28 protein-coding genes are annotated in these 18,657 nt (G+C 65.4%); 27 read left to right on the plus strand and 1 reads right to left on the minus strand.

Features of this window, described 5'->3' with window-relative positions:
• The first annotated feature begins 7 nt into the window (after positions 1 to 7).
• The 10 genes from D9X30_RS17135 (at position 8) to D9X30_RS17180 (ending at position 5,410) form a co-directional block, all read left to right on the plus strand.
• Positions 8 to 181 carry a hypothetical protein gene (locus tag D9X30_RS17135; protein WP_153948382.1) on the plus strand — a complete coding sequence of 58 codons (174 nt, stop codon included), beginning with the start codon at positions 8 to 10 and terminating at the stop codon, positions 179 to 181.
• On the plus strand, positions 178 to 990 hold the full coding sequence (locus tag D9X30_RS17140; RefSeq protein WP_228770954.1) for a YdaU family protein: 813 nt from the start codon (positions 178 to 180) through the stop codon (positions 988 to 990). The genes D9X30_RS17135 and D9X30_RS17140 overlap by 4 nt, the downstream gene beginning before the upstream one ends.
• Positions 987 to 2,378, plus strand: a complete 1,392-nt coding sequence (gene dnaB / locus D9X30_RS17145) for a replicative DNA helicase (RefSeq protein WP_153948383.1) — start codon at positions 987 to 989, stop codon at positions 2,376 to 2,378. The genes D9X30_RS17140 and dnaB overlap by 4 nt, the downstream gene beginning before the upstream one ends.
• 36 nt (positions 2,379 to 2,414) lie before the next feature.
• Positions 2,415 to 2,876: a RusA family crossover junction endodeoxyribonuclease gene (locus tag D9X30_RS17150; RefSeq protein WP_153948384.1), complete on the plus strand. Its 462-nt coding sequence runs from the start codon at positions 2,415 to 2,417 to the stop codon at positions 2,874 to 2,876.
• Positions 2,877 to 2,879: 3 nt separating this feature from the next.
• Positions 2,880 to 3,446 carry an SANT/Myb-like DNA-binding domain-containing protein gene (locus D9X30_RS17155; protein ID WP_153948385.1) on the plus strand — a complete coding sequence of 189 codons (567 nt, stop codon included), beginning with the start codon at positions 2,880 to 2,882 and terminating at the stop codon, positions 3,444 to 3,446.
• A 148-nt stretch (positions 3,447 to 3,594) separates the two neighbouring features.
• Positions 3,595 to 3,747, plus strand: a complete 153-nt coding sequence (locus D9X30_RS17160) for a hypothetical protein (RefSeq protein ID WP_153948386.1) — start codon at positions 3,595 to 3,597, stop codon at positions 3,745 to 3,747.
• A gap of 3 nt (positions 3,748 to 3,750) precedes the next feature.
• Complete coding sequence (locus D9X30_RS17165) at positions 3,751 to 4,170, plus strand: recombination protein NinB (protein ID WP_153948387.1); 420 nt, start codon at positions 3,751 to 3,753, stop codon at positions 4,168 to 4,170.
• A 61-nt stretch (positions 4,171 to 4,231) separates the two neighbouring features.
• Complete coding sequence (locus D9X30_RS17170; RefSeq protein WP_153948388.1) at positions 4,232 to 4,429, plus strand: hypothetical protein; 198 nt, start codon at positions 4,232 to 4,234, stop codon at positions 4,427 to 4,429.
• Positions 4,426 to 4,791 (plus strand): phage protein NinX family protein, encoded by a 366-nt coding sequence (locus D9X30_RS17175; protein ID WP_153948389.1) that lies wholly within the window; start codon positions 4,426 to 4,428, stop codon positions 4,789 to 4,791. Before D9X30_RS17170 ends, D9X30_RS17175 begins: the two co-directional genes overlap by 4 nt.
• A complete protein-coding gene (locus tag D9X30_RS17180; protein ID WP_153948390.1) occupies positions 4,784 to 5,410 on the plus strand; it encodes a hypothetical protein in 627 nt (208 codons plus the stop codon). Before D9X30_RS17175 ends, D9X30_RS17180 begins: the two co-directional genes overlap by 8 nt.
• Before the next feature lie 116 nt (positions 5,411 to 5,526).
• Here the strand turns inward: D9X30_RS17180 and D9X30_RS17185 are convergent, their stop codons facing one another.
• A complete protein-coding gene (locus D9X30_RS17185) occupies positions 5,527 to 5,814 on the minus strand; it encodes a hypothetical protein (protein ID WP_153948391.1) in 288 nt (95 codons plus the stop codon).
• A 78-nt stretch (positions 5,815 to 5,892) separates the two neighbouring features.
• On the opposite strand from D9X30_RS17185, the gene D9X30_RS17190 reads away from it, so the two are divergent.
• From D9X30_RS17190 to D9X30_RS17270, 17 genes are all read left to right on the plus strand, one after another.
• The gene (locus D9X30_RS17190; RefSeq protein ID WP_153948392.1) at positions 5,893 to 6,429 is read left to right on the plus strand and encodes a hypothetical protein; all 537 of its coding nucleotides are present in this window, start codon (positions 5,893 to 5,895) and stop codon (positions 6,427 to 6,429) included.
• Entirely contained in the window at positions 6,426 to 6,821 is a 396-nt protein-coding gene (locus tag D9X30_RS17195) for an HNH endonuclease (protein ID WP_502799644.1), read from the plus strand. Before D9X30_RS17190 ends, D9X30_RS17195 begins: the two co-directional genes overlap by 4 nt.
• Positions 6,818 to 7,075, plus strand: a complete 258-nt coding sequence (locus D9X30_RS17200; protein WP_153948393.1) for a hypothetical protein — start codon at positions 6,818 to 6,820, stop codon at positions 7,073 to 7,075. Before D9X30_RS17195 ends, D9X30_RS17200 begins: the two co-directional genes overlap by 4 nt.
• Before the next feature lie 253 nt (positions 7,076 to 7,328).
• A complete protein-coding gene (locus D9X30_RS17205) occupies positions 7,329 to 7,670 on the plus strand; it encodes a hypothetical protein (protein ID WP_153948394.1) in 342 nt (113 codons plus the stop codon).
• The gene (locus D9X30_RS17210; protein WP_153948395.1) at positions 7,667 to 9,361 is read left to right on the plus strand and encodes a terminase large subunit; all 1,695 of its coding nucleotides are present in this window, start codon (positions 7,667 to 7,669) and stop codon (positions 9,359 to 9,361) included. Before D9X30_RS17205 ends, D9X30_RS17210 begins: the two co-directional genes overlap by 4 nt.
• A 71-nt stretch (positions 9,362 to 9,432) precedes the next feature.
• Positions 9,433 to 10,665 (plus strand): phage portal protein, encoded by a 1,233-nt coding sequence (locus D9X30_RS17215; RefSeq protein WP_349632233.1) that lies wholly within the window; start codon positions 9,433 to 9,435, stop codon positions 10,663 to 10,665.
• The gene (locus D9X30_RS17220) at positions 10,655 to 11,329 is read left to right on the plus strand and encodes an HK97 family phage prohead protease (RefSeq protein ID WP_153948397.1); all 675 of its coding nucleotides are present in this window, start codon (positions 10,655 to 10,657) and stop codon (positions 11,327 to 11,329) included. The genes D9X30_RS17215 and D9X30_RS17220 overlap by 11 nt, the downstream gene beginning before the upstream one ends.
• A 199-nt stretch (positions 11,330 to 11,528) precedes the next feature.
• A complete protein-coding gene (locus D9X30_RS17225; RefSeq protein WP_153948464.1) occupies positions 11,529 to 12,740 on the plus strand; it encodes a phage major capsid protein in 1,212 nt (403 codons plus the stop codon).
• 52 nt (positions 12,741 to 12,792) lie between these two features.
• Entirely contained in the window at positions 12,793 to 13,014 is a 222-nt protein-coding gene (locus tag D9X30_RS17230) for a hypothetical protein (RefSeq protein WP_153948398.1), read from the plus strand.
• 1 nt (position 13,015) lies between these two features.
• The gene (locus D9X30_RS17235; RefSeq protein WP_153948399.1) at positions 13,016 to 13,360 is read left to right on the plus strand and encodes a head-tail connector protein; all 345 of its coding nucleotides are present in this window, start codon (positions 13,016 to 13,018) and stop codon (positions 13,358 to 13,360) included.
• Complete coding sequence (locus D9X30_RS17240; protein ID WP_153948400.1) at positions 13,357 to 13,692, plus strand: phage head closure protein; 336 nt, start codon at positions 13,357 to 13,359, stop codon at positions 13,690 to 13,692. The genes D9X30_RS17235 and D9X30_RS17240 overlap by 4 nt, the downstream gene beginning before the upstream one ends.
• Entirely contained in the window at positions 13,685 to 14,035 is a 351-nt protein-coding gene (gp17, locus tag D9X30_RS17245) for a tail completion protein gp17 (RefSeq protein ID WP_153948401.1), read from the plus strand. The genes D9X30_RS17240 and gp17 overlap by 8 nt, the downstream gene beginning before the upstream one ends.
• 56 nt (positions 14,036 to 14,091) lie before the next feature.
• Positions 14,092 to 14,733 carry a phage tail tube protein gene (locus D9X30_RS17250; protein WP_153948402.1) on the plus strand — a complete coding sequence of 214 codons (642 nt, stop codon included), beginning with the start codon at positions 14,092 to 14,094 and terminating at the stop codon, positions 14,731 to 14,733.
• 1 nt (position 14,734) lies between these two features.
• Positions 14,735 to 15,139, plus strand: coding sequence for a phage tail assembly chaperone (locus tag D9X30_RS17255; protein ID WP_153948403.1), 405 nt, complete (start codon positions 14,735 to 14,737; stop codon positions 15,137 to 15,139).
• Between the two features lie 11 nt (positions 15,140 to 15,150).
• A complete protein-coding gene (locus D9X30_RS17260) occupies positions 15,151 to 15,432 on the plus strand; it encodes a phage tail assembly protein T (RefSeq protein WP_502799645.1) in 282 nt (93 codons plus the stop codon).
• Positions 15,432 to 15,878 (plus strand): HK97-gp10 family putative phage morphogenesis protein, encoded by a 447-nt coding sequence (locus D9X30_RS17265; RefSeq protein ID WP_153948405.1) that lies wholly within the window; start codon positions 15,432 to 15,434, stop codon positions 15,876 to 15,878. Before D9X30_RS17260 ends, D9X30_RS17265 begins: the two co-directional genes overlap by 1 nt.
• Positions 15,865 to 18,654: a phage tail tape measure protein gene (locus D9X30_RS17270; protein ID WP_153948406.1), complete on the plus strand. Its 2,790-nt coding sequence runs from the start codon at positions 15,865 to 15,867 to the stop codon at positions 18,652 to 18,654. The genes D9X30_RS17265 and D9X30_RS17270 overlap by 14 nt, the downstream gene beginning before the upstream one ends.
• Positions 18,655 to 18,657: the final 3 nt, after the last annotated feature.

Consider the following 18,657-nt stretch of genomic DNA (forward strand, 5'->3'; position numbering starts at 1 on the left):
GGCAACCATGGACACACAGCAGGCACTCCAGGCCCAGCGCGCCTACGTCAACGAACTGCTGCACCGGATCACGGTGGCCGAGACGCGCGGCGCCCGGCTGCACCTGGTGGCCGAGACGAAGCGGGCGATCGACGAGCTGGAGCGCATGCTGCTGGCGCGCGCAGCAGGGACGCACCCATGAATTTCTACAAGCGCCATATCGGCGACTACATCAAGGACGCTGCGCACCTCACGCTGCTCGAGCACGGAGTCTACGCGCGCTTGATGGACGTCTACTACACGCGTGAGGCTGGCATCCCCGATGGCCAGGCCGCGCGCCTCATCGGTGCCCGTTCGAAGGACGAGCAGCAGGCCGTGCAGAACGTGCTGGTCGAGTTCTTCCACCTGACCGATGGCCTCTGGCTCCAGAACCGCTGCGAACGTGAGATTGAGGAAGCCAACGCACAAGCGGACAAGAACCGAGCCAACGGTAAAAAGGGTGGTCGGCCAAAGCGAAACGAAACCGAACAAAAACCCACTGGGTTTTCTTTGGGTTCCGATTCGGAAACCCAAAAAAACCTTAGCCAGACACCAGACTCCAGACACCAGACTCCAGAAGAACCCATAACCACCACTGACGTGGTGGTCGTCGACAGCGCTCCCGCTGCCGACCTGCTGGACGCCAGACCGGCAAAGCCGGGAAAACCCGACTGCCCGCACCAGGCCATCGTGGCGCTGTACCACGAGCTGCTGCCGACATGCCCGACCATCCGTGACTGGACGCCGAGCCGAGCACAGGCGCTGCGAGCCCGATGGAACGAAGACCCGATGCGGCAGGATCTGGGCTACTGGCGCAGGTTCTTCGCCTACGTTGCCGAGTCCGAATTCCTGACCGGGCGGAGTGCCAGCGCCGGCCGCAAGCCCTTCTTCGCCAGTCTGGACTGGATCGTGAAGGCCGAGAACTTCACAAAGATTCGTGAAGGCCGCTACCACGAGCAGGTGACCGCATGAACGCGCCCGACGACTTTCCGCAGGCGCGCGTGCTGCACAGCATCGAGGCCGAACAGGCCGTGCTGGGTGGCCTGCTGCTCGACAACGATGCGATCGACCGCATCAGCGGGCTGGACGCCGCGCACTTTTACCGCGACGACCACCGCGTGATCTACGGCGCCATCGTGCGCCTGGTGTCGGCGAACAAGCCGGCCGACGTGCTGACCGTGTTCGAGCAGCTGCAGGTCGAGGGCCGCGCGGAGCGGGTGGGTGGGCTGTCGTACCTGAACGCCGTGGCGCAGAACACGCCCAGCGCGGCCAACATCGCCCGCTATGCCGAGATCGTACGCGACCGCGCGCTGCTGCGTGACACCGCCGCCACCGCGCGCAAGGTGCTGGAGCTGGTCGAGACGCCGGGGCCGATGAAGGGCGCCGAGATCGTCGACAAGGCACAAGGCCTGCTGGGGCAGCTGACCCAGGTCGGCGTGCAGCGCGGTCCGAAGATGCTGTACGACCTGATGACCGATTTCGTGGAGCGCGTCGACGAGCGGTACCACAGCCGCGTCGAGCCGGGCGTCCCCACCGGCATTGGCTCGCTCGATCGCGCGCTGAACGGCGGGTTCCACGACGGCAACCTGATCATCGTGGCCGGCCGCCCATCGATGGGCAAGACGGCGCTGACCACGGACATCGGCCTGAACATGGCCGACGCCGGCCGCAGCGTGCTGCTCGATTCGATGGAGATGTCCGACCAGGAGCTGGTCGCCCGCGCGGCGGCGAACCGCGGCGGGATTCACCTGTCGGCGCTGCTGAGCGGCCGGCTGGGCGACGGTGACTGGCCGCGCCTGACCCACGCCATCCAGCTGATGGGCGACATGCGGTTCGCCATCGATGACACGCCGGCCATGACGCTGCTGGAGGTCCGGACCAAGGCCAAGGCGCACAAACGCAAGTTCGGCCTGGACGCCCTGATCGTCGACTATCTGGGCCTGATGTCCGGCGGCGAGGAAAAGATGCGCACCCAGCAGATCGGCGCCTACTCGCGCGGCCTGAAGTCGCTGGCCAAGGAACTGAACATCCCGGTGATCGCGCTGGCGCAGTTGAGTCGCAAGAACGAAGAGCGGCCGGACAAGAAGCCGATCCTTTCCGACCTGCGCGACTCGGGCGACATCGAGCAGGACGCGGACGTCGTGATCTTCGTGCACCGCCCGGAGATGTACGACCCGAACAACGACGAGCTGAAGGGCTACGCCGAGCTGCTGATCCGCAAGAACCGGAACGGCGCGCTGTGCGACGTGCCGCTGCTGTATCGCGGCGCGGTGACGAAGTTCGACGAATGGACGGGCCCGCTGCCGATGCTCAGCCACGGCCCAGCCGTCCGCAAGCGCGGCATCGCCGCGGACCTTTGATTCGAAACGGAAACCACACGCAGCAACGGGTACGCCATGACCAAGATCGTTCTGACCCTCCCATACCCCGTGAGCGCAAACCGCTACTGGCGCACGTACATGCCGAAGGGCTTCAAGGCGCCGGTGACGACGCTGAGCGCCGAGGCCAAGGCCTATAAGTCCGAGGTGGGCTGGCTCGCCAAGGCCGCCGGCATCCGCGCGCCGCTGGTAGGCCGCGTGGCGGTCGCCTACACGCTGTACCCGAACCGGCCGCAGGACTGGCAGAAGCGCATGCGTCGAGACGGTGCCGCCTGGGACGACACCGTGCAGTGCATCGACCTGGACAACGCGCAGAAGGTGCTGATGGATGCACTGAAGGGCGTCGTGTTCGAGGACGACCGCTGGGTGCGCCGGATCACGGCGGAGCGGGCCGAGCCGGATGGGGAAGGGCGCCTGGTCGTGACGGTGACGGCGATCGAGTCCGATCTGGTGCAGGCCGGCTTGTTCGCGGAGGCCTGAGCCATGGCCGCACGCTGGACACCCGAAGAGGTCGAGAAGCTGCGCGAGCTGTGCGCCACCGGCCAGTCCTACCGCATCATCGGCGCGCACCTCGGCCGGTCGGCCGACACCGTGTTCCACAAGGCCAAGGCGCTCGGGCTGGGGCCGAAGCCGCTGACCACCGAGCGGTCGACCACCTGGCTGGCCATCCAACGCGTCTGCGCCGACGGCGTTGCGCGAACGGTGCACGAGCTGGCGGCCGTGACCGGCGCGTCGCGGCACACGATCGATCTGTTGCTGGCGGGCCGGCAGAAATCCGGCCAGGCCCACGTGAAGCGCTGGCGGACTGGCCACGGCGCGCCGGCGCCGTACTGGCTGACGGTGCCGGGCAAAAGCGCGCGCCGGCCGAAGCCGCTGACCCGGGCCGAAATGTCGAAGCGCTTCCGCGACCGGCTGCGCGAGAGCGACCCGATTGCATACCGCGTCTACCTGGCGCGCAACACCGCGCGCGCTGCGCTCAAGGCTGGCAAGCCAAAGCGCCAGCACGATGTCGTGCGCGCGCTCTTCGGAATGGGAGGGACCACATCGTGATGAGCGACTGGAACGGCTACTGCATCCGCTGCGGCGGCTTTGGGCACCGCGCGTCGAGCTGCACGCGCTGGAAGGGCGTCCGTCTGGCGAGGCCGGCATGAGCGCGCACCCGAACGGAAACTGCCTGAGGTGCCGGAAGCCATGCCAGGTGTTTGGCTGTCGGTGGTGCGCGGCCTGCTACTACCCCGGGATCGATGAAACCTATCGGCGCTACCGCGACATGATCGAGGAAGGCTATACCCGCTACCAGGCCAAGGTTCAATCCGGCTGGGGCGATCCGGACGAGGCGCGGGAGGACTGACCGATGGCGCTGTACCGCGAGTTCACTCTGAAGTCGCCGGGCATCTGGCCCACTGTGCTGGCCTTCATCAAGGCCAATGCCGCGGCCTGCGCGGAGAAGGGCACGCCCATCCGGCTGATCGTCACGTCGGAAGAGCGCCGCCGGACGAAGGAGCAGAACGCCTACTACTTCGGCGTGGTGCTGCGTGACATCGCGGAGCAGGCCTGGGTGGACGGCGAGCAGTTCGGCACGGCAGCGTGGCACGAGCACTTCGCCGAGCAGTTTGCACCGCGCGAGGAACTGCGCCTGCCCAGCGGCCGGCTGGTCACCCACCGCAAGTCCACGAAGGATTTCACGGTGGCCGAGTTCGGCGAGTACCTGACCAAGGTTCAGGCCAGCGCGGCAAACGAGTTCGGCGTGTCGTTCGATGGGGTGCACGGGTGATGGCGGCACAACCCATGCGTTGTAAAGCGGGAATACAACCGATTCGTTGTGAGGTGATCGCATGACGCTGCCGGCCTACATGTACCGCGACCCGGCCGAGGTCTACGAACAGAACGAGGCGCGCAGCTGCAAGGGCTGCATCTACGAGAAGACCGCCCGCCTGATGGGCACCACGCACACGGTATGCACGAAGCTGCTGCCGGGCGGGAAACGAAGGAATCACGGCAAGAGATGTCCGTCTTACGGGGAAAAGCAATGAAGGTATCTGAACTGGAAGGGGCGCTGCTCGATTACTGGGTGGCCAAAGCTGAAGGGTATGAGGCAGAGCTCTGCAGGGACGACCAAGGATCGTTCTGCGTCCGGACGAAGCGCTATGCCGGCGAGGGTGGGCAGTTTCGCGGGCCGTTCTTCCCAAGCAGGGAGTGGGCTGACGGCGGTCCTATCCTCGCGCGAGAGCGTATCGGCTTGATGCCGGCCATTGAAGGCCGTAGGGAGTTTTGGATTGCGGCCCATCCGAGTTATTCGTGGCCCAGGCGGGGAAACACGCCGCTGATCGCGGCGATGCGTGCATACGTCGCGTCCAAGTTCGGAGCCGAAGTCCCGGAGGTCGCCCATGGATAAGCCACTGTTCGCAGACGTCTCGCACGCGCTGCACGTCTCCTACCTGGTGCTGTCCCTGCCGCCGCGCCAGAAGGCACCGTTCCGCAACATGCTGATCCAGCTGCTTGAGGCGCTGGACGAGCCGACGCTGGCCCAGGAGCGCTGGCTGGTGGAACTCCGTGGCGAGGTCTCGGAGCGGGGCTATGGCGGAAGCCTGTCGATGGACGAGTACCGGGCCCAATGCGCCATGATCACCGACGCGGTGAAGACCCGGCTGCCCAGTCCCGAGTATGCGGCGGTGCTGGCGCGCTTTGGCCACGGGCCCGAGAAGTTGGCTGGGTGCAAGCGCCTGGCGACCTACGCGCGCCGCTCCAGTGGGATTACCGCGCTGACGCTGCTGCTTGACCTGACCGCCCGGCATTACCTCCCCAAGCAGCAGCGGCAGGACCTGACATTCCGCGCCCTGGCCGACAAGCACGGCGGTTCGCCGGCAACGCTGTTCCGCGCCGCCCGGTGGATGGACCAGAATTTTCGGAAGCTGGAGGCGCTGGCCATCGAGCGGCTGGAGCCGTCGTTCGTCGCCCACGGCGTCGTCCCGGACCGTACAGCATGCGATTCGGCGCAATCTGTTGCTGCGTAAGGACTGGCGGCTTTTCCGACCTTGCTTTCTTGAAACAAGTGCGCTAAATTCACCTCATGCTACGGCAAGCCCCGCCCGGATCACTCCCGGCGGGGCTTTTTCATGGACATGCGGCCTTACTCTTCTGCAGGATCTTCGCCCATTGCGCTGGTGAAGGCTTCGGCCGTAGCAAATATCTGCTCGACCGACTTCTCAAATGCCAACTGCACTTTGATCCACTCGGGGCCAACGTTCTCGACACCTGGCGGCACAAACTCCAGCACCTGAGCTATGAGGGCGTCGCGCATGTCGGGGAGTCCGCCGGGGCGTCCCTTGACCGCGCGGTACGACCAAGCAACTGCCATGGCCATGCATGACCGAAGCGCCAGTAGTTCGCCGGTAGTTTTCAGATGTTGTTCGTCCATATCACTTCTCCTAGATGATGTGGCGATTATGACACCGGCTGTATGCCGCGGATTTCCAGCCCTCCAACGGAGCCTCCCATGTCGTCGAAGATCATGAACGCCCAGGGCAACCCGTTTGTGCTGGCACTGATCGATGCGCTTGGCCTGCCGAAGCACACCATTTCCTTCGAGATGCGGTGCGCGGTGGACGAGGTGGTGACGATCCGGTGCGCCTACCACCCTCAGGCCGACGCCGCTGAGGGCTTCGACGCCCGGCCGCTCCTAGCGAACTACAAGCTCGTGCCAGCCAGCGCCGTCACGGCGGGTGACCCGGCGGAGGCATTCGCTGATGAAGGTCCCGGCGGCGCTGTCAAGGTGGTCCAACACATCAATTTGGCGCCCGGCACCGATGCCGCCGCCATTGCTGAAGTGATGCGCCAAGCGAAGGACGTCGCGGTCGCAGATATCAAGGCGAACCTTGCGCGGCCTGCTGTTCCCGACCCGCGCCCGTTCATTCCCCAGCCGCAGCCGCTGCGAGACCGGACAGCTATCTCTGCTGCCGCTATCGGTTGGGGCGTCTTCGGTATGGCGTGCGCTGGCGCTGCACTGGCCTACGCCTTCGGGTTCCTGCCGTGACCAAGCGCGGGCGCCTGCCTACCTTGGGCGCCAGGGTGGCGCAGGCCGGCAGCCGTACGCCCACCATGCAGCCTGGCTCGTGGCGCACCAGTGCCCAGACCAGCAGCCAGCGTGGGTATGACTACCGCTGGCAGAAGGCTCGGGCGGCCTTCCTGCGTGACCACCCGTTCTGTGTGTACTGCCTGCGCGAGCGGCGGATCGCCGCCACGTTGGTGGCCGAGGTGATCGTGGAGTGCGCGGCGCGCGGTATCCCGCTGCCCTACGGCAACGTGGTCGACCACATCGTGCCGCACCGGGGCGACCGGACGCTGTTCTGGGATAAGGCGAACTGGCAGACCTGCTGCGCCACGCACCACAGCCGCGACAAGCAGCGGCAGGAGAACGCACCATGATGCCGCCCCTGAAGACCAACCACACCAACGTCATGCTCGGTGCCCCAGTGGACTGGGACCCGGCAGTGCATGGCGAGTGCATTGGCTTGCCCGTGCACCGTGACCAGCAGCAGGGCGTCTGGCTCTCGTGGTACCAGCCCACCGAGCAGGACATTGCCAACATCCTGGCAGGCATGCCCATCCGGCTGTCCGTGTTCGGTAATGGACACCCGCCCGTCGCGATCTCGGTCACGGCAGGCACCGAACCCCTGTGAAAGTGCGCGTTTCGGCGCTCATTGCTCAGAAAATGGGCAGAAATGGGCCGAAACGAGCACAAGGGAGGGGTGGGTCGAAAGTCTAGGTGACCTTTTCGGCCTAGACCGCCCGTTCCCCCACGCAGAGGTTTTTTTCCTCCGGCGGAATTTCAGCCCGACCGGGTTATTGCGCAGAATTCGAAATATGGCGAGACCGACATACAAACCGACCGTGGCGACGCGGCGGAAGGTCGCTATTGCCGCCGGCGCAGGCATGTCGCACGAGGAAATCTCCATCGGCTTGGGCATTTCCCGCAACACGCTGGAAAAGCATTTCGAGGCCGAGCTGTCGCATGGCGCGTATGCCAAACGGCTCGAAGTCCTGGTGGCCATGCACGCCGCCGCGAAGAAGGGCAACGTGGCGGCGCAGAAGGCGTACACCGCAATGCCCATGCCGCGTGCCGCTGCTACGCCGCTGCCGCCTGACGAAGCAGGCGCGCCCAAGCCGAAGGCACCGACCAAGGGCAAGAAGGAGCAGGCGCAGGCTGAAGCGCTGACGGCGCAGGCCGGCACCGACTGGCAAGACTTGCTGCCAGGCTCGGCGGCGCTGCAATGACGTGGGATCTGTCCTGCCCCGACTGGGAAGACCGCCTGCGCACCGGTCGGCCGCTGGTGCCGGACCTGCCGCTCAACCAGGCCGAGGGCGACCGGGCGGTGGCCGTACTGAACAAGCTGCGGCTCGCGGACGTCCCGGGCACGCCGACGCTGGCAGACGCCACGGGCGACTGGTTCCGCGACCCCACCAGGGCGCTGTTCGGCTCGCTGGATCCTGTCACGCAGGCGCGGCGCATCCGCGAACTGTTCCTGCTGGTGCCGAAGAAGAACAGCAAGACGACGAACGGCGCGCTGCTGATGCTGACGGCGCTGCTGCTGAACCGCCGGCCGCATGCCTCCATGATCATGACGGCGCCCGTACAGGACGTCGCAACCCTCGCGTTCGACGCGGCCCACGGTGCGATCGAACTGGACCCAGTGCTGCAGAAGAAGCTGCACGTGCGCGAGCACCTGAAGAAGATCGTCCACCGGGAGACGAAGGCCGAACTGGAGATTATGTCGTTCGACCCGTCGGCGCTGACCGGCCAGAAGCCGGTGGCGGTCCTGATCGACGAGTTACACGTGGTGGCCAAGATGAGCAAGGCCGCCAGCGCCATCCGGCAGCTGCGCGGCGGGATGCTTCCATTCCCGGAAGCCTTCATGGCGTTCATCACCACGCAGAGCGAAGAGGCGCCGGTGGGCGTCTTCAAGGCCGAGCTGATGAAGGCCCGGGCGATTCGGGACGGCCGCCAGCGCGGCGCCATGCTGCCGGTGCTGTACGAGTTCCCGCCGGCGATGCAGAAGGACCCTTCGCAGTGGCAGAACCCGGCGAACTGGCCCATGGTCACGCCGAACAACGGCAAGTCCATCACGGTCGAGCGCCTTCAGGAAGAGTTCGAGACTGCCCGCAACACCGGCGAAGAAGAGCTGCGCGCGTGGGCGTCGCAGCATTTGAACGTCGAGATCGGCTTGGCGCTGCGGTCTGACAGCTGGGCCGGCGCCGAGCAGTGGGAGAAGCAGGCGGCGCCGAAGCGCTGCACTCTCGCTGCGTTGCTGCGCCGCTGCGAAGTGATCGACGTGGGCGTGGACGGCGGCGGCCTGGACGACTTGCTCGGGCTGGCTGCCGTGGGCCGATGCCGGGAAACCGGGGACTGGCTCGCGTGGTGCAAGGCCTGGGCGCACCCGATTGTGCTGGAGCGCCGCAAGTCGGAAGCCGCGAAGCTGCTCGACCTGGCCGGTTCCGGCGACCTGGTGATCGTCGACGCGATCGGCGACGACGTCGAGCAACTGGCGCAGGACGTCCTGCAAATCTACGAAGCCGGGTTGCTGGACAAGATCGGCGTCGACCCGAGCGGCATCGGCGCGGTGCTGGATGCGCTGTCCGCCGCCGGCATCCCGGAGAAGAACGCCAACGGCGAGGACATGATCGTCGGCATCACGCAGGGCTACAAACTGAACGGCACGATCAAGACGACCGAGCGAAAGCTGGCCGAAGGCACGCTGTGGCACGGCGGCAGCGAGCTGATGAACTGGTGCGTCGGGAATGCGAAGGTGGAGCCCAAGGGCAACGCGATCCTGATCACGAAGCAGGCCAGCGGCACGGCGAAGATCGACCCGCTGATGGCGCTGTTCAGTGCGGTAGCGCTGCTCTCCCTCAATCCCCAGCCGGCTGACGACCTGGCCGACTTTTTGGCGAATCCGATCATCGTATGAACCAGACCAAGCAGAAACCGCCGGGGCGGGTGAAATCCGCCATCGCGGGAGCGCTCGCTGGTTGGATTGGCGTGCCTCTCGGCCTCGAATCGTGGGCATTCTGGGCTGCCTGGTTCGGTGGGCGCAATTTCACCGGGGAATCGGTGACTGTGAACTCGACGCTACAGCTCAGCACCGCCTGGGCCTGCGTCCGCCTGCTGGCCGATACGCTGTCCACGCTCCCGCTGAACGTCTACCGGGAAAGTGGCGACACCAAGACCCTGGCGAAGGATCACGAGCTGTACAGGTTGCTGCATACCCGCCCCAACGCCGACATGACGGCAGCCGTTTTCTGGCAGGTGTATGTCGCGTGCCTGATGCTCTGGGGCGCGGCGTACGTGGAAAAGCGCCGGAACGTGACCGGCGGCCTGACCGCCCTGGACATCCTCCAGCCGGCGTGCATGAAGCCGCCCCGCGTGCGCGAGGACGGCAGCGTGGAATGGCGGTATGCCGATCCTGTCCTGAAACGCGAGCGCGTCATCCCCGAGGACGACCTGTGGTACCTGCCGGCGTTCACGCTGGATGGCCTGAACGCCCTGTCGCCGGTTCAGATGGGCGCAAACGTATTTGGCGGCGCCATTGCTGCCGATCGGGCCAGTGCTGCGACCTTCAAGGACGGCATGAAGTCGGCCGGCCTGGTCACGATGGATGCGGTGCTCAAGCCGGGCCAGCGTGATGACATCCGCAAGCACGTGAAAACCGTCAGCGACGAAGGCGGGTACATGGTGCTGGAGAAGGGGGCAGGCTTCCAGCAGCTGAAGATGAATCCGCAGGACGCGGAGCTGCTGGCCACGCGCGGCTTCAACGTGGAAGAGATCTGCCGGTGGTACCGCGTGCCGCCCTGGATGGTGGGCCACACCGAGAAATCGACGTCGTGGGGGACTGGCATCGAGCAGCAGATGATCGGGTTCGTGACCTTCAGCCTGCGGCCGTGGGCGGTGCGCATCGAGCAGTCGATCAGCAAGGACCTGGTGCGCGTCCCCGAGCGTGACGTGGTATCGGCGGAATTCGCTCTGGAAGGCCTGTTGCGCGGCGACAGCGCGTCCCGTGCCGCCTTCTACTCGCAGATGACGCAAAACGGCATCTACACGCGGGACGACTGCCGCAAGAAGGAAAACATGCCGCCGATGGGCGGGAATGCGGACGTGCTCACCGTCCAGTCCAATCTGGTGCCCATCGACAAACTGGGCGAGAACAATCCGGCCACCACGGCGAAGGATGCCTTGGCCGCCTGGCTCACCTCGGAGAGCAGCGATGCAACGTAAATCCGCCGCGTTCAAGACACGCGCGTTCGAATGGGACACCAAGGCCGTCAAAGATGACGGCCTTTTTTCTGGCTACGGCTCCGTGTTCGGTGTGGTCGACAGTTATCGCGAAGTGGTGGCGCCCGGGGCCTTCAAAGCCAGCCTGGCCGACCTCGATGCGAAGGGCCGATCCTTGCCGATTCTGTGGCAACACCGCACCGGCGAGCCGATTGGCGACTGGACTTCGCTCGTCGAGGACAGCACCGGCCTGAAGGGGGACGGCGCCCTTTGGCTGGACGACGCGCCGTACGCAAAGATCGCCTATCGGGGCATGAAGGCGAAAGCCATCACGGGCCTGTCGATCGGCTACTACGTGCGCGACGACAGTTTCGACGAGAAGACCCGGGTGCGGACGCTGAAGGCGGTGGACCTGGTCGAAGTGTCGATCGTGACTGTGCCGGCCAACGACGCCGCGCGTATCGACGCCGTCAAGTCGGCCATCGCGCACGGCGCCCTCCCATCCCTTTCCGACTTTGAAGGGCTCCTGCGCGAGGCAGGCTTTTCGAAGTCACAGGCTGCGGTCATCGCCAATCGTGGCCTGAAACACCTGCTCCAGAGCGAGTCTGGCAGCACGGCGAACGATGTAAATCGGCTGCTGGACAGCCTCAAATCCCTATCCTTCTGAGGACACGATGATGAAACGAAACTATCTGGGCACTTTCTGCGCTGTCGCCGGCGCGCTGATGGCGTCGATGCTGACGATCGACGCGCACGCCGCGACGACCGTGGTATCGAGCGTGCTCAACCACGCCGACATCCTCGGTGCGCTGAGCGATCACGGTCTGGGCCTCGCTGGTCTCGGCGCGGCGGGCACCGTTGCATCGATGGCACGCAAGAGCGGCACGGGCGGCGATCCGTCGCCCGAGCAGGTGATGGAGCAGGTCACCGCCGAGCTGAAGCGGATCGGCGACGAGGTCAAGAAGTCGGGCGAGCTGGCGCTGAAGGAAGCCAAGAGCGCTGGCGAGGTGAGCGCCGAGACCAAGGAAGCGGTCGACAAGCTGCTGGTGAAGCAGGGCGAACTGCAGGCGCGCCTGGACGACGCCGAGAAGAAGCTGCTGCGCCGCGGCTCGAACGACCCGGAAGGTGCCAAGTCGGTCGGCTCGGAGTTCGTCGAATCGGAGGGCTACAAGGCCTACGTGGCCGAGGGTAACTACAAGAAGGGCTTCAGCCACCAGGTGAAGGCCGTGGTTACCATCACGTCGGACCCCGCTGTCGCAGGCGACACCATCGCCCCGGACCGCCTGCCGGGCATCCAGACGCCGCCGCAACGCCGCCTGACGGTGCGCGACCTGCTCACCCCGGGCCGCACGGCATCGAACCTGATCCAGTACGTCAAGGAAACCGGCTTCCAGAATATGGCCGCGACGGTCGCGGAAGGCGCGAAGAAGCCGCAGTCGGACCTGACGTTCGACCTGCTGGCCCAGGCGGTGGTAAAGATCGCGCACTTCGTGAAGGCATCGACCGAAATTCTGGCCGACGCCCCGATGATGCAGAGCTATATCGACGGTCGCCTGCGTTACGGCCTGGCCTTCAAGGAAGAAGCCCAGCTGCTCAACGGCTCCGGTGTGGGCAACAACCTGAACGGCATCTACACGCAGGCCACGGCCTACGTGGCGCCGATCACCATCGCCAACCCCACCCGAATTGACGTGCTGCGCCTGGCGCTGCTGCAGGCTGAGCTGGCCGAGTACCCCTCGACCGGCATCGTGCTGCACCCGTCCGACTGGGCCGCGATCGAGCTGACCAAGGACACCACCGGCGCATACATCTTCGCGAATCCGCAAGGCATCGCGCAGCCGGCGCTGTGGGGCCGTCCGGTGGTGGCGACGCAAGCCATGACGGTGGACACGTTCCTGACGGGCGCGTTCAAGCTCGGCGCCCAGATCTTCGACCGCCAGCAAGCTTCGGTGATGGTGGCCACCGAGAACGAGGACGACTTCGTGAAGAACATCGTCACGATCCTGATCGAAGAACGGCTGGGCCTCGCTGTGTACCGTCCGGAAGCCTTCGTGAAGGGCGACATCACGCCGGCGTAACAGCGCCGTCCGCAACGCCCCCGGCTACGGCCGGGGGCCACGGAGACCCATCATGATCACAGTGAAAGCACTGACCCGCTTCGTGCATCACGACATCGACGCACATGCCGGCGACGAGGTGCAGATGAGCGAAGCGCTGGCCAAGGACCTGGGCAAGGTCGGACTGGTCGAAGCCCCGAAATCGACGTCGACCGACAAGCCGGCACCGGCCGAAAAGGCCGCGCCGACGCCCGCGAACAAGAAGGCGCCGGACCCGAAGAACAAGGGAGCCTGACATGCCGATCCTCGCTCTCGACATGGTGAAGTCGCACCTGCGGGTCACGTGGGCGGACGAGGATCAGCTGATCGGCCTGTACCTGGCAGCGGCTGAAGGCGCCGCCGCGTCGTTCCTGAACCGTCAGTTCTACAAGACCACCGAGGAAATGGCTGCGGCCGTCCTGGCGGGCACGGCCGGCGACGACCCGATGGTGGCCAACGCCGAGATCCAGGCCGCCGTCCTGCTGACTGCTGGCCACCTGTACAGCAACCGCGAGGACGTTGTGGTTGGCGCAACTGTCGCCGAGCTGCCGCGCGGCGCCCGCGACATGCTGCAGCCCTACCGCGTGGGGCTGGGTGTATGAGGGCCGGCCAGCGCAGCGAGCTGGTGCAGATCCAGCGCCCCGCCGACGGCCAGGACGATCTCGGCCAGCCTACCGTTGGCTGGGCCACGGTCCGGCCGGTGTGGGCCAACATCCTGCACCGCTCCGGCATCGAAGCAATTCGCGCGGACGCGCCGGCATCGATCGTGCAGGCCAGCGTGCGGATTCCGTGGCCTGCGGCTGACGGCGTGACCACGGCCATGCGCGTCCTGTGTGCCGACGGCACCGCATACGGGATCAAGGCGATCTTGCCGGACCGCGTGAAGCGCCAGTTCGTGGACCTGGTGTGCGAGACAGGGGCGTCCGATGGCTAATTCGGCAGAAGCGATTGTCGTCGGGGCGCTGAAAACCATCACCGGCCTGAAGATATTTCCAGACGTGGCGCCCACGGGAACGGCCGGGCCGTACGTCACCTATCAGGCCGTCGGCGGCCAGGACGTGAACGGGCTGGACGGTCCCGCCGACCTCGAGAATCAGCGCATGCAGATCACGGTGTGGTCCGCCACGCGCTCGGCGACGGTCGACACGATGCGCGCTGCCCGCGCGGCTCTGGTGGCTGCCGGGGGCATCCCGATTGGCGCTGCCGTGAGCCAGTACGAGGAAGACACCAAGCTGTACGGCAGTCGGCTGGATTTCTCGGTCTGGTTTCGGCCCTGATTCACTGATTTTCCCTCGCCCGCCCTGCGCGGGCTTTTTCATCTGAAGAGGTCAACATGCCATCTACCGCAATCTCCGCGCAGGGCTCGAAACTGGAAATCTCCAGCACCGCTGGCTCGGCGAAGACGCTCACCGCCATCGCGCTGGGCTTCCCGACCATCCTGACGTCCGCCGCCCACGGCCTGACCAACGGTGACGTCGTGACCCTGGCCGGGCTGACCGGCGCTGATGCCGCTCTGCTGAACGGCCTGACGTTCGTGGTCAAAAACAAGACCACTAACACGTTCGCAATCGACGTCGACACGACCGGGAAGACGGTGACGGCCGCCGGTACTGCCACGCCGCTGAACTGGGTCAAGATCGAGAACTTCGTGTCGTTCAAGGGCTTCGATGGTCAGGCCAGCGACATCGACGTCACGGATCTGGATTCGACCGCGAAGGAGTCGATCAGCGGCCTGCAGGACTGGGGCAACTTCAGCTTCGACGTGAACAAGGACTTCACTGATCCGGGCCAGCTGGCGCTCGACGCGGCCAAGCGCGCGAGCCAAAAGAAGACCTTCAAGCTGACCCTGCCTAACCTCAAGACCAAGACGTTCGACGGCAACGTCAAGAACACGCCCCTGGAGGGCGGCGTCGACCAGGTGCTGAAGGCCACGGGCGTGAACATCAAGATTTCTGGCGACGTGGTGGACGCATAACATGCCGATTCTCTCCAAAAAGGCGATTCTCGAAGCGGCGGACCTCGAAACCAAGGATGTCGAGGTCCCCGAGTGGGGCGGTAGCGTGCGCGTGGCTGTGATGTCTGGCCGCGATCGGGACGAGTACTACGCGCGCCAGGGCGAGGGCAAACTGCCCTACAGCCTGTTCTCGGCGAGCATCCTGGTGGCCACAGTGGTGGACGAGGACGGCAAGCCGCTCTTCACCGCCGAAGACATCGATCCGCTGCGGGCGAAGAGCCAGGCAGCAATGGATCGGGTGTTGGCTGTGGCGCTCAAGATCAACGGGCTTGGTCCCGGCGCCATCGAGGAAGCGGAAAAAAACTCCGACGCCGCCCCGAGCGGCGATTCTGGTTCCGCCTCGCAGCTCTCCTCGGCTGCCCAGTAGCCGAAGCGCAAATGCGGGTCTCGGCGGCGGAGTTCGTCGAGTGGATGGCCTTCTATAGCATCGAGCCGTGGGGCAGCCACTACGACGATCTCCGAGCCGGCACGATCGCATCGATGATCGCCAACGTGAACCGCAACCCGAAGGCTGCGCCAGACCCATTCAGGGCATTGGACTTCATTCCATGGAATGACAGCTCGGGCGCCCGCGAGCCGGAGCCCGAGCCGGTGCTGCTGGACGACCCGGAGGCGCAGTCGAGGCTGATCGAGCAGGTGATGTTCCCGAAGAGATCGTGATGGCATCCCGCAAAAACTTCGAAGTCGTGAATGGTGACGCGCTTCGGAACGTCCTGCTCGCCGCCGAAGAGGTGGCCAGCGAGTCCGTTCTGCGCCAGGCAGCTGTCGCCGGCGCGCGCGTCATCCATGCCGAGGTGCAGCTGCGCGCGCCGGTGGCAACAGTCCTGTTCGAAGGGCGGAAGCGGAAGCATCCACCCGGGTTCCTACGCAAGAACATCATCATCGCGTATGACGACGATGAATCGGTCCCCGGAAAGCTTGCGTCCTACTTGGTCACCTGGACAAAGGAAGCGTACTACGGCCGATTCGTTGAATTCGGCACGTCGAATATGGCTGCTCAACCGTTCCTGCGGCCCGGGTTCGAAGCGAAGAAGAGGGCGGCGGCAGCTGCTGTCGACGAGGTCATCCAGAGGAAGGCCAAGGAGCTGATGAGTGGGAACCGCTAACAACGAAACCGTCGTCCGCGTCAGTGCAGACGCCAGCGGCTACAGCGCAAGCCTCGAAGCCGCCAAGCGCAGTGTCGATAATTTCCTGAATGCCCAGGAAGCTGCCGCGCGCCGGACCAAGGCAGCGCAGGACGCGATCGCCGAGGCGGCGAAGAACGGTTCGGACGCCAGCGCGCGCGCCATCAACACGTTCGTGCAGCAGGTCGCCCGCATGTCCGATACGGCCGGCAAGACCCGGTCGCAGTTGCTCGAGCAGAAGGCCGCGCAGTTGGGTGTCACCGAGGCGGTGTCCGATTACCTAAACAAGCTGAAGGAGGTGGAGCGCAGCGCGGCCGGCGGCAGGAAAGTGCAGGAATCGCTGGATGCAGTCGGCGTGTCCGCGCGCCAAACCGCTGCCGCCATGCGCATGGTGCCCGCGCAGATGACGGACATCGTCACGCAGTTGGCTGGCGGACAGAGCCCTCTTCTGGTCCTGACGCAGCAGGGTGGCCAGCTGAAGGACATGTTCGGTGGCATCGGTCCGGCGATCCGAGCAACGGCAACCTATGTCGGCAGCCTGATCAACCCGCTGACGCTGACGGCGGCAGCAGCTGCGGCCCTGGCATACGCCATGTCGCAGGGTTCGAGCGAGTCGAAGGCCTACAACCAGGCGTTGATCATGACCGGCAACTACGCCGGCACGACCTCTGATCAGTTGGCCACTATGGCGGCCACTGTCAGCCGCAGCATCGGGACGCAGGGCAAGGCGGCCGAAGTGCTGGCAGAGATTGCGGCCACGGGCAAGATCGCCGGCGACCAGATGGTTGCTATCGGTGTCGCGGCCGAGGCAATGGAGAAGGCCACCGGGACAGCGGTCAGCAAGACCATCGACCAGTTCGTGTCCCTGGCCGACGAGCCAGTGAAGGCTTCGCTGAAGCTGAACGAGCAGTATCACTACCTGACAGCGGCTGTCTACGACCAGATCGTCGCGTTGGAGGAGCAGGGCAAGAAGGATCAGGCGGCGGCATTGGCCCAGCAGACGTACGCTGAGCAGATGAAGGCACGCGCCGACAAGGTGATTGCGAACCTGGGCTACATGGAGCGCGCGTGGAATGCAGTCACCGGCGCTGCAAAGGGCGCTTGGGACGCCATGCTCGGGCTCGGTCGGGCCGCTACGCTGGATGACATCCGCGGCGCGATCACGCGTACCCAGCAAGAGATTGCAAAGCTGGAAAGCTCTCCCACAGCAAAGGAGGGCGGAAGCAACTTCAATCGTGCGGCCCTGACACGTCTTCGCCAGAACCTCGAACAGCTGCAGGCCCAAGCGAAGACGCTGGAAACGTCGAACGGACAGCAGACCGCCAGCGGGGAGCAGCAGCGCCAGCAGGATGCCATGATTGCGGCCAAGACACGCCTGGATGCGCAGGCTAAGGCAACGCGATCGCGGGCCGAGCAGCGCAAGGACGAGATCGACCAACTGAAGCGGGATGCTGCAACGGTTGGCATGGCCGCCGACGAGTACAACAAGCGCGCCGCTGCGATCGAGGAAAGGTACAAGGACCCGAAGGTCGCCAAGCCGAAGAAGGAAAAGGCGTACCAGGACGACGCGGCAACCCGGTTCCTGCAGCAGCTGCGCGACCAGGACGCCGCCACGCGCACTGCGTTGGAATCGTCGGAGAAGCTGACCGGCGCCGAGAAGCAGCAGGCCGAATTCCTGCAGAAGATCGCCGACCTGAAGGGCAAGGACATCCTGACGGCGGACCAGAAGAGCCTGCTGGCGAATCAGGACGCCATCAAGACCCAGCTCGCGCAGAACGTCGAGCATGAGAAGGCGCTGAAGTACAAGGAAGAGATCGCCAAGCTGGAAGAGCGGTCCGCCGCGGTGAACGCCCAGATCGGCAACTACCAGAAGTCGCAGGCCGAGCAGTACCAGCGCCAGCTCGATGCCATGGGGCGGGGCAGCGACGCGCAGCGTCAGGCCGAGCAGGTCAAGTCGATCTACACCCAGTACCAGAACCTGCAGTTGCAGCTGGAAAAGGCCACGCCAGACGCCGCGCGCGGATCCGAGAAATACCTGAAGGCGCAGCAGGACATCCGGGACGGTCTGCAGCAGTCGTTGGCCGACTATGACACCTACTACGCGACGCTGAAGGAGAAGCAGGCGGACTGGGTCAACGGCGCGACCGAGGCCATGGCCAACTACGCCGATTCGTCGCGCAATGCCATGGCGCAGGCCAGCAGCGCTGCGACGAACGCGTTCAAGCGGATGGAGGACGGCATTGTCGCGTTCGCCACCACGGGCAAGTTCAACTTCGGCGACTTCGCCCAGGCGGTGATTGCGGACCTGATCCGGATTCAGGCTCGCGCGGCGCTGTCGGGCCTGTTCTCGCAATTGGGCGGCCTGATCATGGGGGCGGTCGGCGGCGCGGCCGGGGCTGATACCGGCACGGCTGGGATTTCGAGCACGTCACCGGTCGACATGTCTTCGGTGCAGGGGATCGAACTGCGCGCGGCGGGCGGGCCGGTGAGTGCCGGACAGCCGTACATCGTCGGCGAGGTGGGCCCTGAGCTGTTCGTGCCTCCGGCCTCGGGCAGTATCGTGCCGAACCATGCCCTGGCTGGCGCTGGTGCGGCCGGTGGCGGCGATGTCACTATCGTCCAGCACATCAACGTCGACAGCCGCTCGGATCAAGCGTCGATCGTCCAGGCGATGAAGGCGGCAAAGGACGCGGCCGTGGCCGAGGTGAAATCGAACATGGCCCGCGGTGGCGACCTGAGCCAAATGGCCAGGAGGTAATTG

The sequence above is a fragment of the Cupriavidus sp. U2 genome (genome assembly GCF_009663685.2).
GTDB lineage: Bacteria > Pseudomonadota > Gammaproteobacteria > Burkholderiales > Burkholderiaceae > Cupriavidus > Cupriavidus necator_C.

Excerpts from the sequence above, each read along its gene's own strand:
- D9X30_RS17210 (WP_153948395.1), top strand. The coding sequence starts at position 7,667 with ATGACGTGGGATCTGTCCTGCCCCGACTGGGAAGACCGCCTGCGCACC.
- D9X30_RS17140 (WP_228770954.1), top strand. The coding sequence starts at position 178 with ATGAATTTCTACAAGCGCCATATCGGCGACTACATCAAGGACGCTGCG.
- D9X30_RS17250 (WP_153948402.1), top strand. The coding sequence starts at position 14,092 with ATGCCATCTACCGCAATCTCCGCGCAGGGCTCGAAACTGGAAATCTCC.
- D9X30_RS17240 (WP_153948400.1), top strand. The coding sequence starts at position 13,357 with ATGAGGGCCGGCCAGCGCAGCGAGCTGGTGCAGATCCAGCGCCCCGCC.
- D9X30_RS17200 (WP_153948393.1), top strand. The coding sequence starts at position 6,818 with ATGATGCCGCCCCTGAAGACCAACCACACCAACGTCATGCTCGGTGCC.
- D9X30_RS17265 (WP_153948405.1), top strand. The coding sequence starts at position 15,432 with ATGGCATCCCGCAAAAACTTCGAAGTCGTGAATGGTGACGCGCTTCGG.
- D9X30_RS17220 (WP_153948397.1), top strand. The coding sequence starts at position 10,655 with ATGCAACGTAAATCCGCCGCGTTCAAGACACGCGCGTTCGAATGGGAC.
- D9X30_RS17225 (WP_153948464.1), top strand. The coding sequence starts at position 11,529 with ATGGCACGCAAGAGCGGCACGGGCGGCGATCCGTCGCCCGAGCAGGTG.
- D9X30_RS17150 (WP_153948384.1), top strand. The coding sequence starts at position 2,415 with ATGACCAAGATCGTTCTGACCCTCCCATACCCCGTGAGCGCAAACCGC.
- D9X30_RS17175 (WP_153948389.1), top strand. The coding sequence starts at position 4,426 with ATGAAGGTATCTGAACTGGAAGGGGCGCTGCTCGATTACTGGGTGGCC.
- gp17 (WP_153948401.1), top strand. The coding sequence starts at position 13,685 with ATGGCTAATTCGGCAGAAGCGATTGTCGTCGGGGCGCTGAAAACCATC.
- D9X30_RS17205 (WP_153948394.1), top strand. The coding sequence starts at position 7,329 with ATGTCGCACGAGGAAATCTCCATCGGCTTGGGCATTTCCCGCAACACG.
- D9X30_RS17155 (WP_153948385.1), top strand. The coding sequence starts at position 2,880 with ATGGCCGCACGCTGGACACCCGAAGAGGTCGAGAAGCTGCGCGAGCTG.
- D9X30_RS17230 (WP_153948398.1), top strand. The coding sequence starts at position 12,793 with ATGATCACAGTGAAAGCACTGACCCGCTTCGTGCATCACGACATCGAC.
- D9X30_RS17235 (WP_153948399.1), top strand. The coding sequence starts at position 13,016 with ATGCCGATCCTCGCTCTCGACATGGTGAAGTCGCACCTGCGGGTCACG.
- D9X30_RS17135 (WP_153948382.1), top strand. The coding sequence starts at position 8 with ATGGACACACAGCAGGCACTCCAGGCCCAGCGCGCCTACGTCAACGAA.
- D9X30_RS17180 (WP_153948390.1), top strand. The coding sequence starts at position 4,784 with ATGGATAAGCCACTGTTCGCAGACGTCTCGCACGCGCTGCACGTCTCC.
- dnaB (WP_153948383.1), top strand. The coding sequence starts at position 987 with ATGAACGCGCCCGACGACTTTCCGCAGGCGCGCGTGCTGCACAGCATC.
- D9X30_RS17185 (WP_153948391.1), bottom strand. The coding sequence starts at position 5,814 with ATGGACGAACAACATCTGAAAACTACCGGCGAACTACTGGCGCTTCGG.
- D9X30_RS17260 (WP_502799645.1), top strand. The coding sequence starts at position 15,151 with ATGCGGGTCTCGGCGGCGGAGTTCGTCGAGTGGATGGCCTTCTATAGC.
- D9X30_RS17165 (WP_153948387.1), top strand. The coding sequence starts at position 3,751 with ATGGCGCTGTACCGCGAGTTCACTCTGAAGTCGCCGGGCATCTGGCCC.
- D9X30_RS17170 (WP_153948388.1), top strand. The coding sequence starts at position 4,232 with ATGACGCTGCCGGCCTACATGTACCGCGACCCGGCCGAGGTCTACGAA.
- D9X30_RS17190 (WP_153948392.1), top strand. The coding sequence starts at position 5,893 with ATGTCGTCGAAGATCATGAACGCCCAGGGCAACCCGTTTGTGCTGGCA.
- D9X30_RS17255 (WP_153948403.1), top strand. The coding sequence starts at position 14,735 with ATGCCGATTCTCTCCAAAAAGGCGATTCTCGAAGCGGCGGACCTCGAA.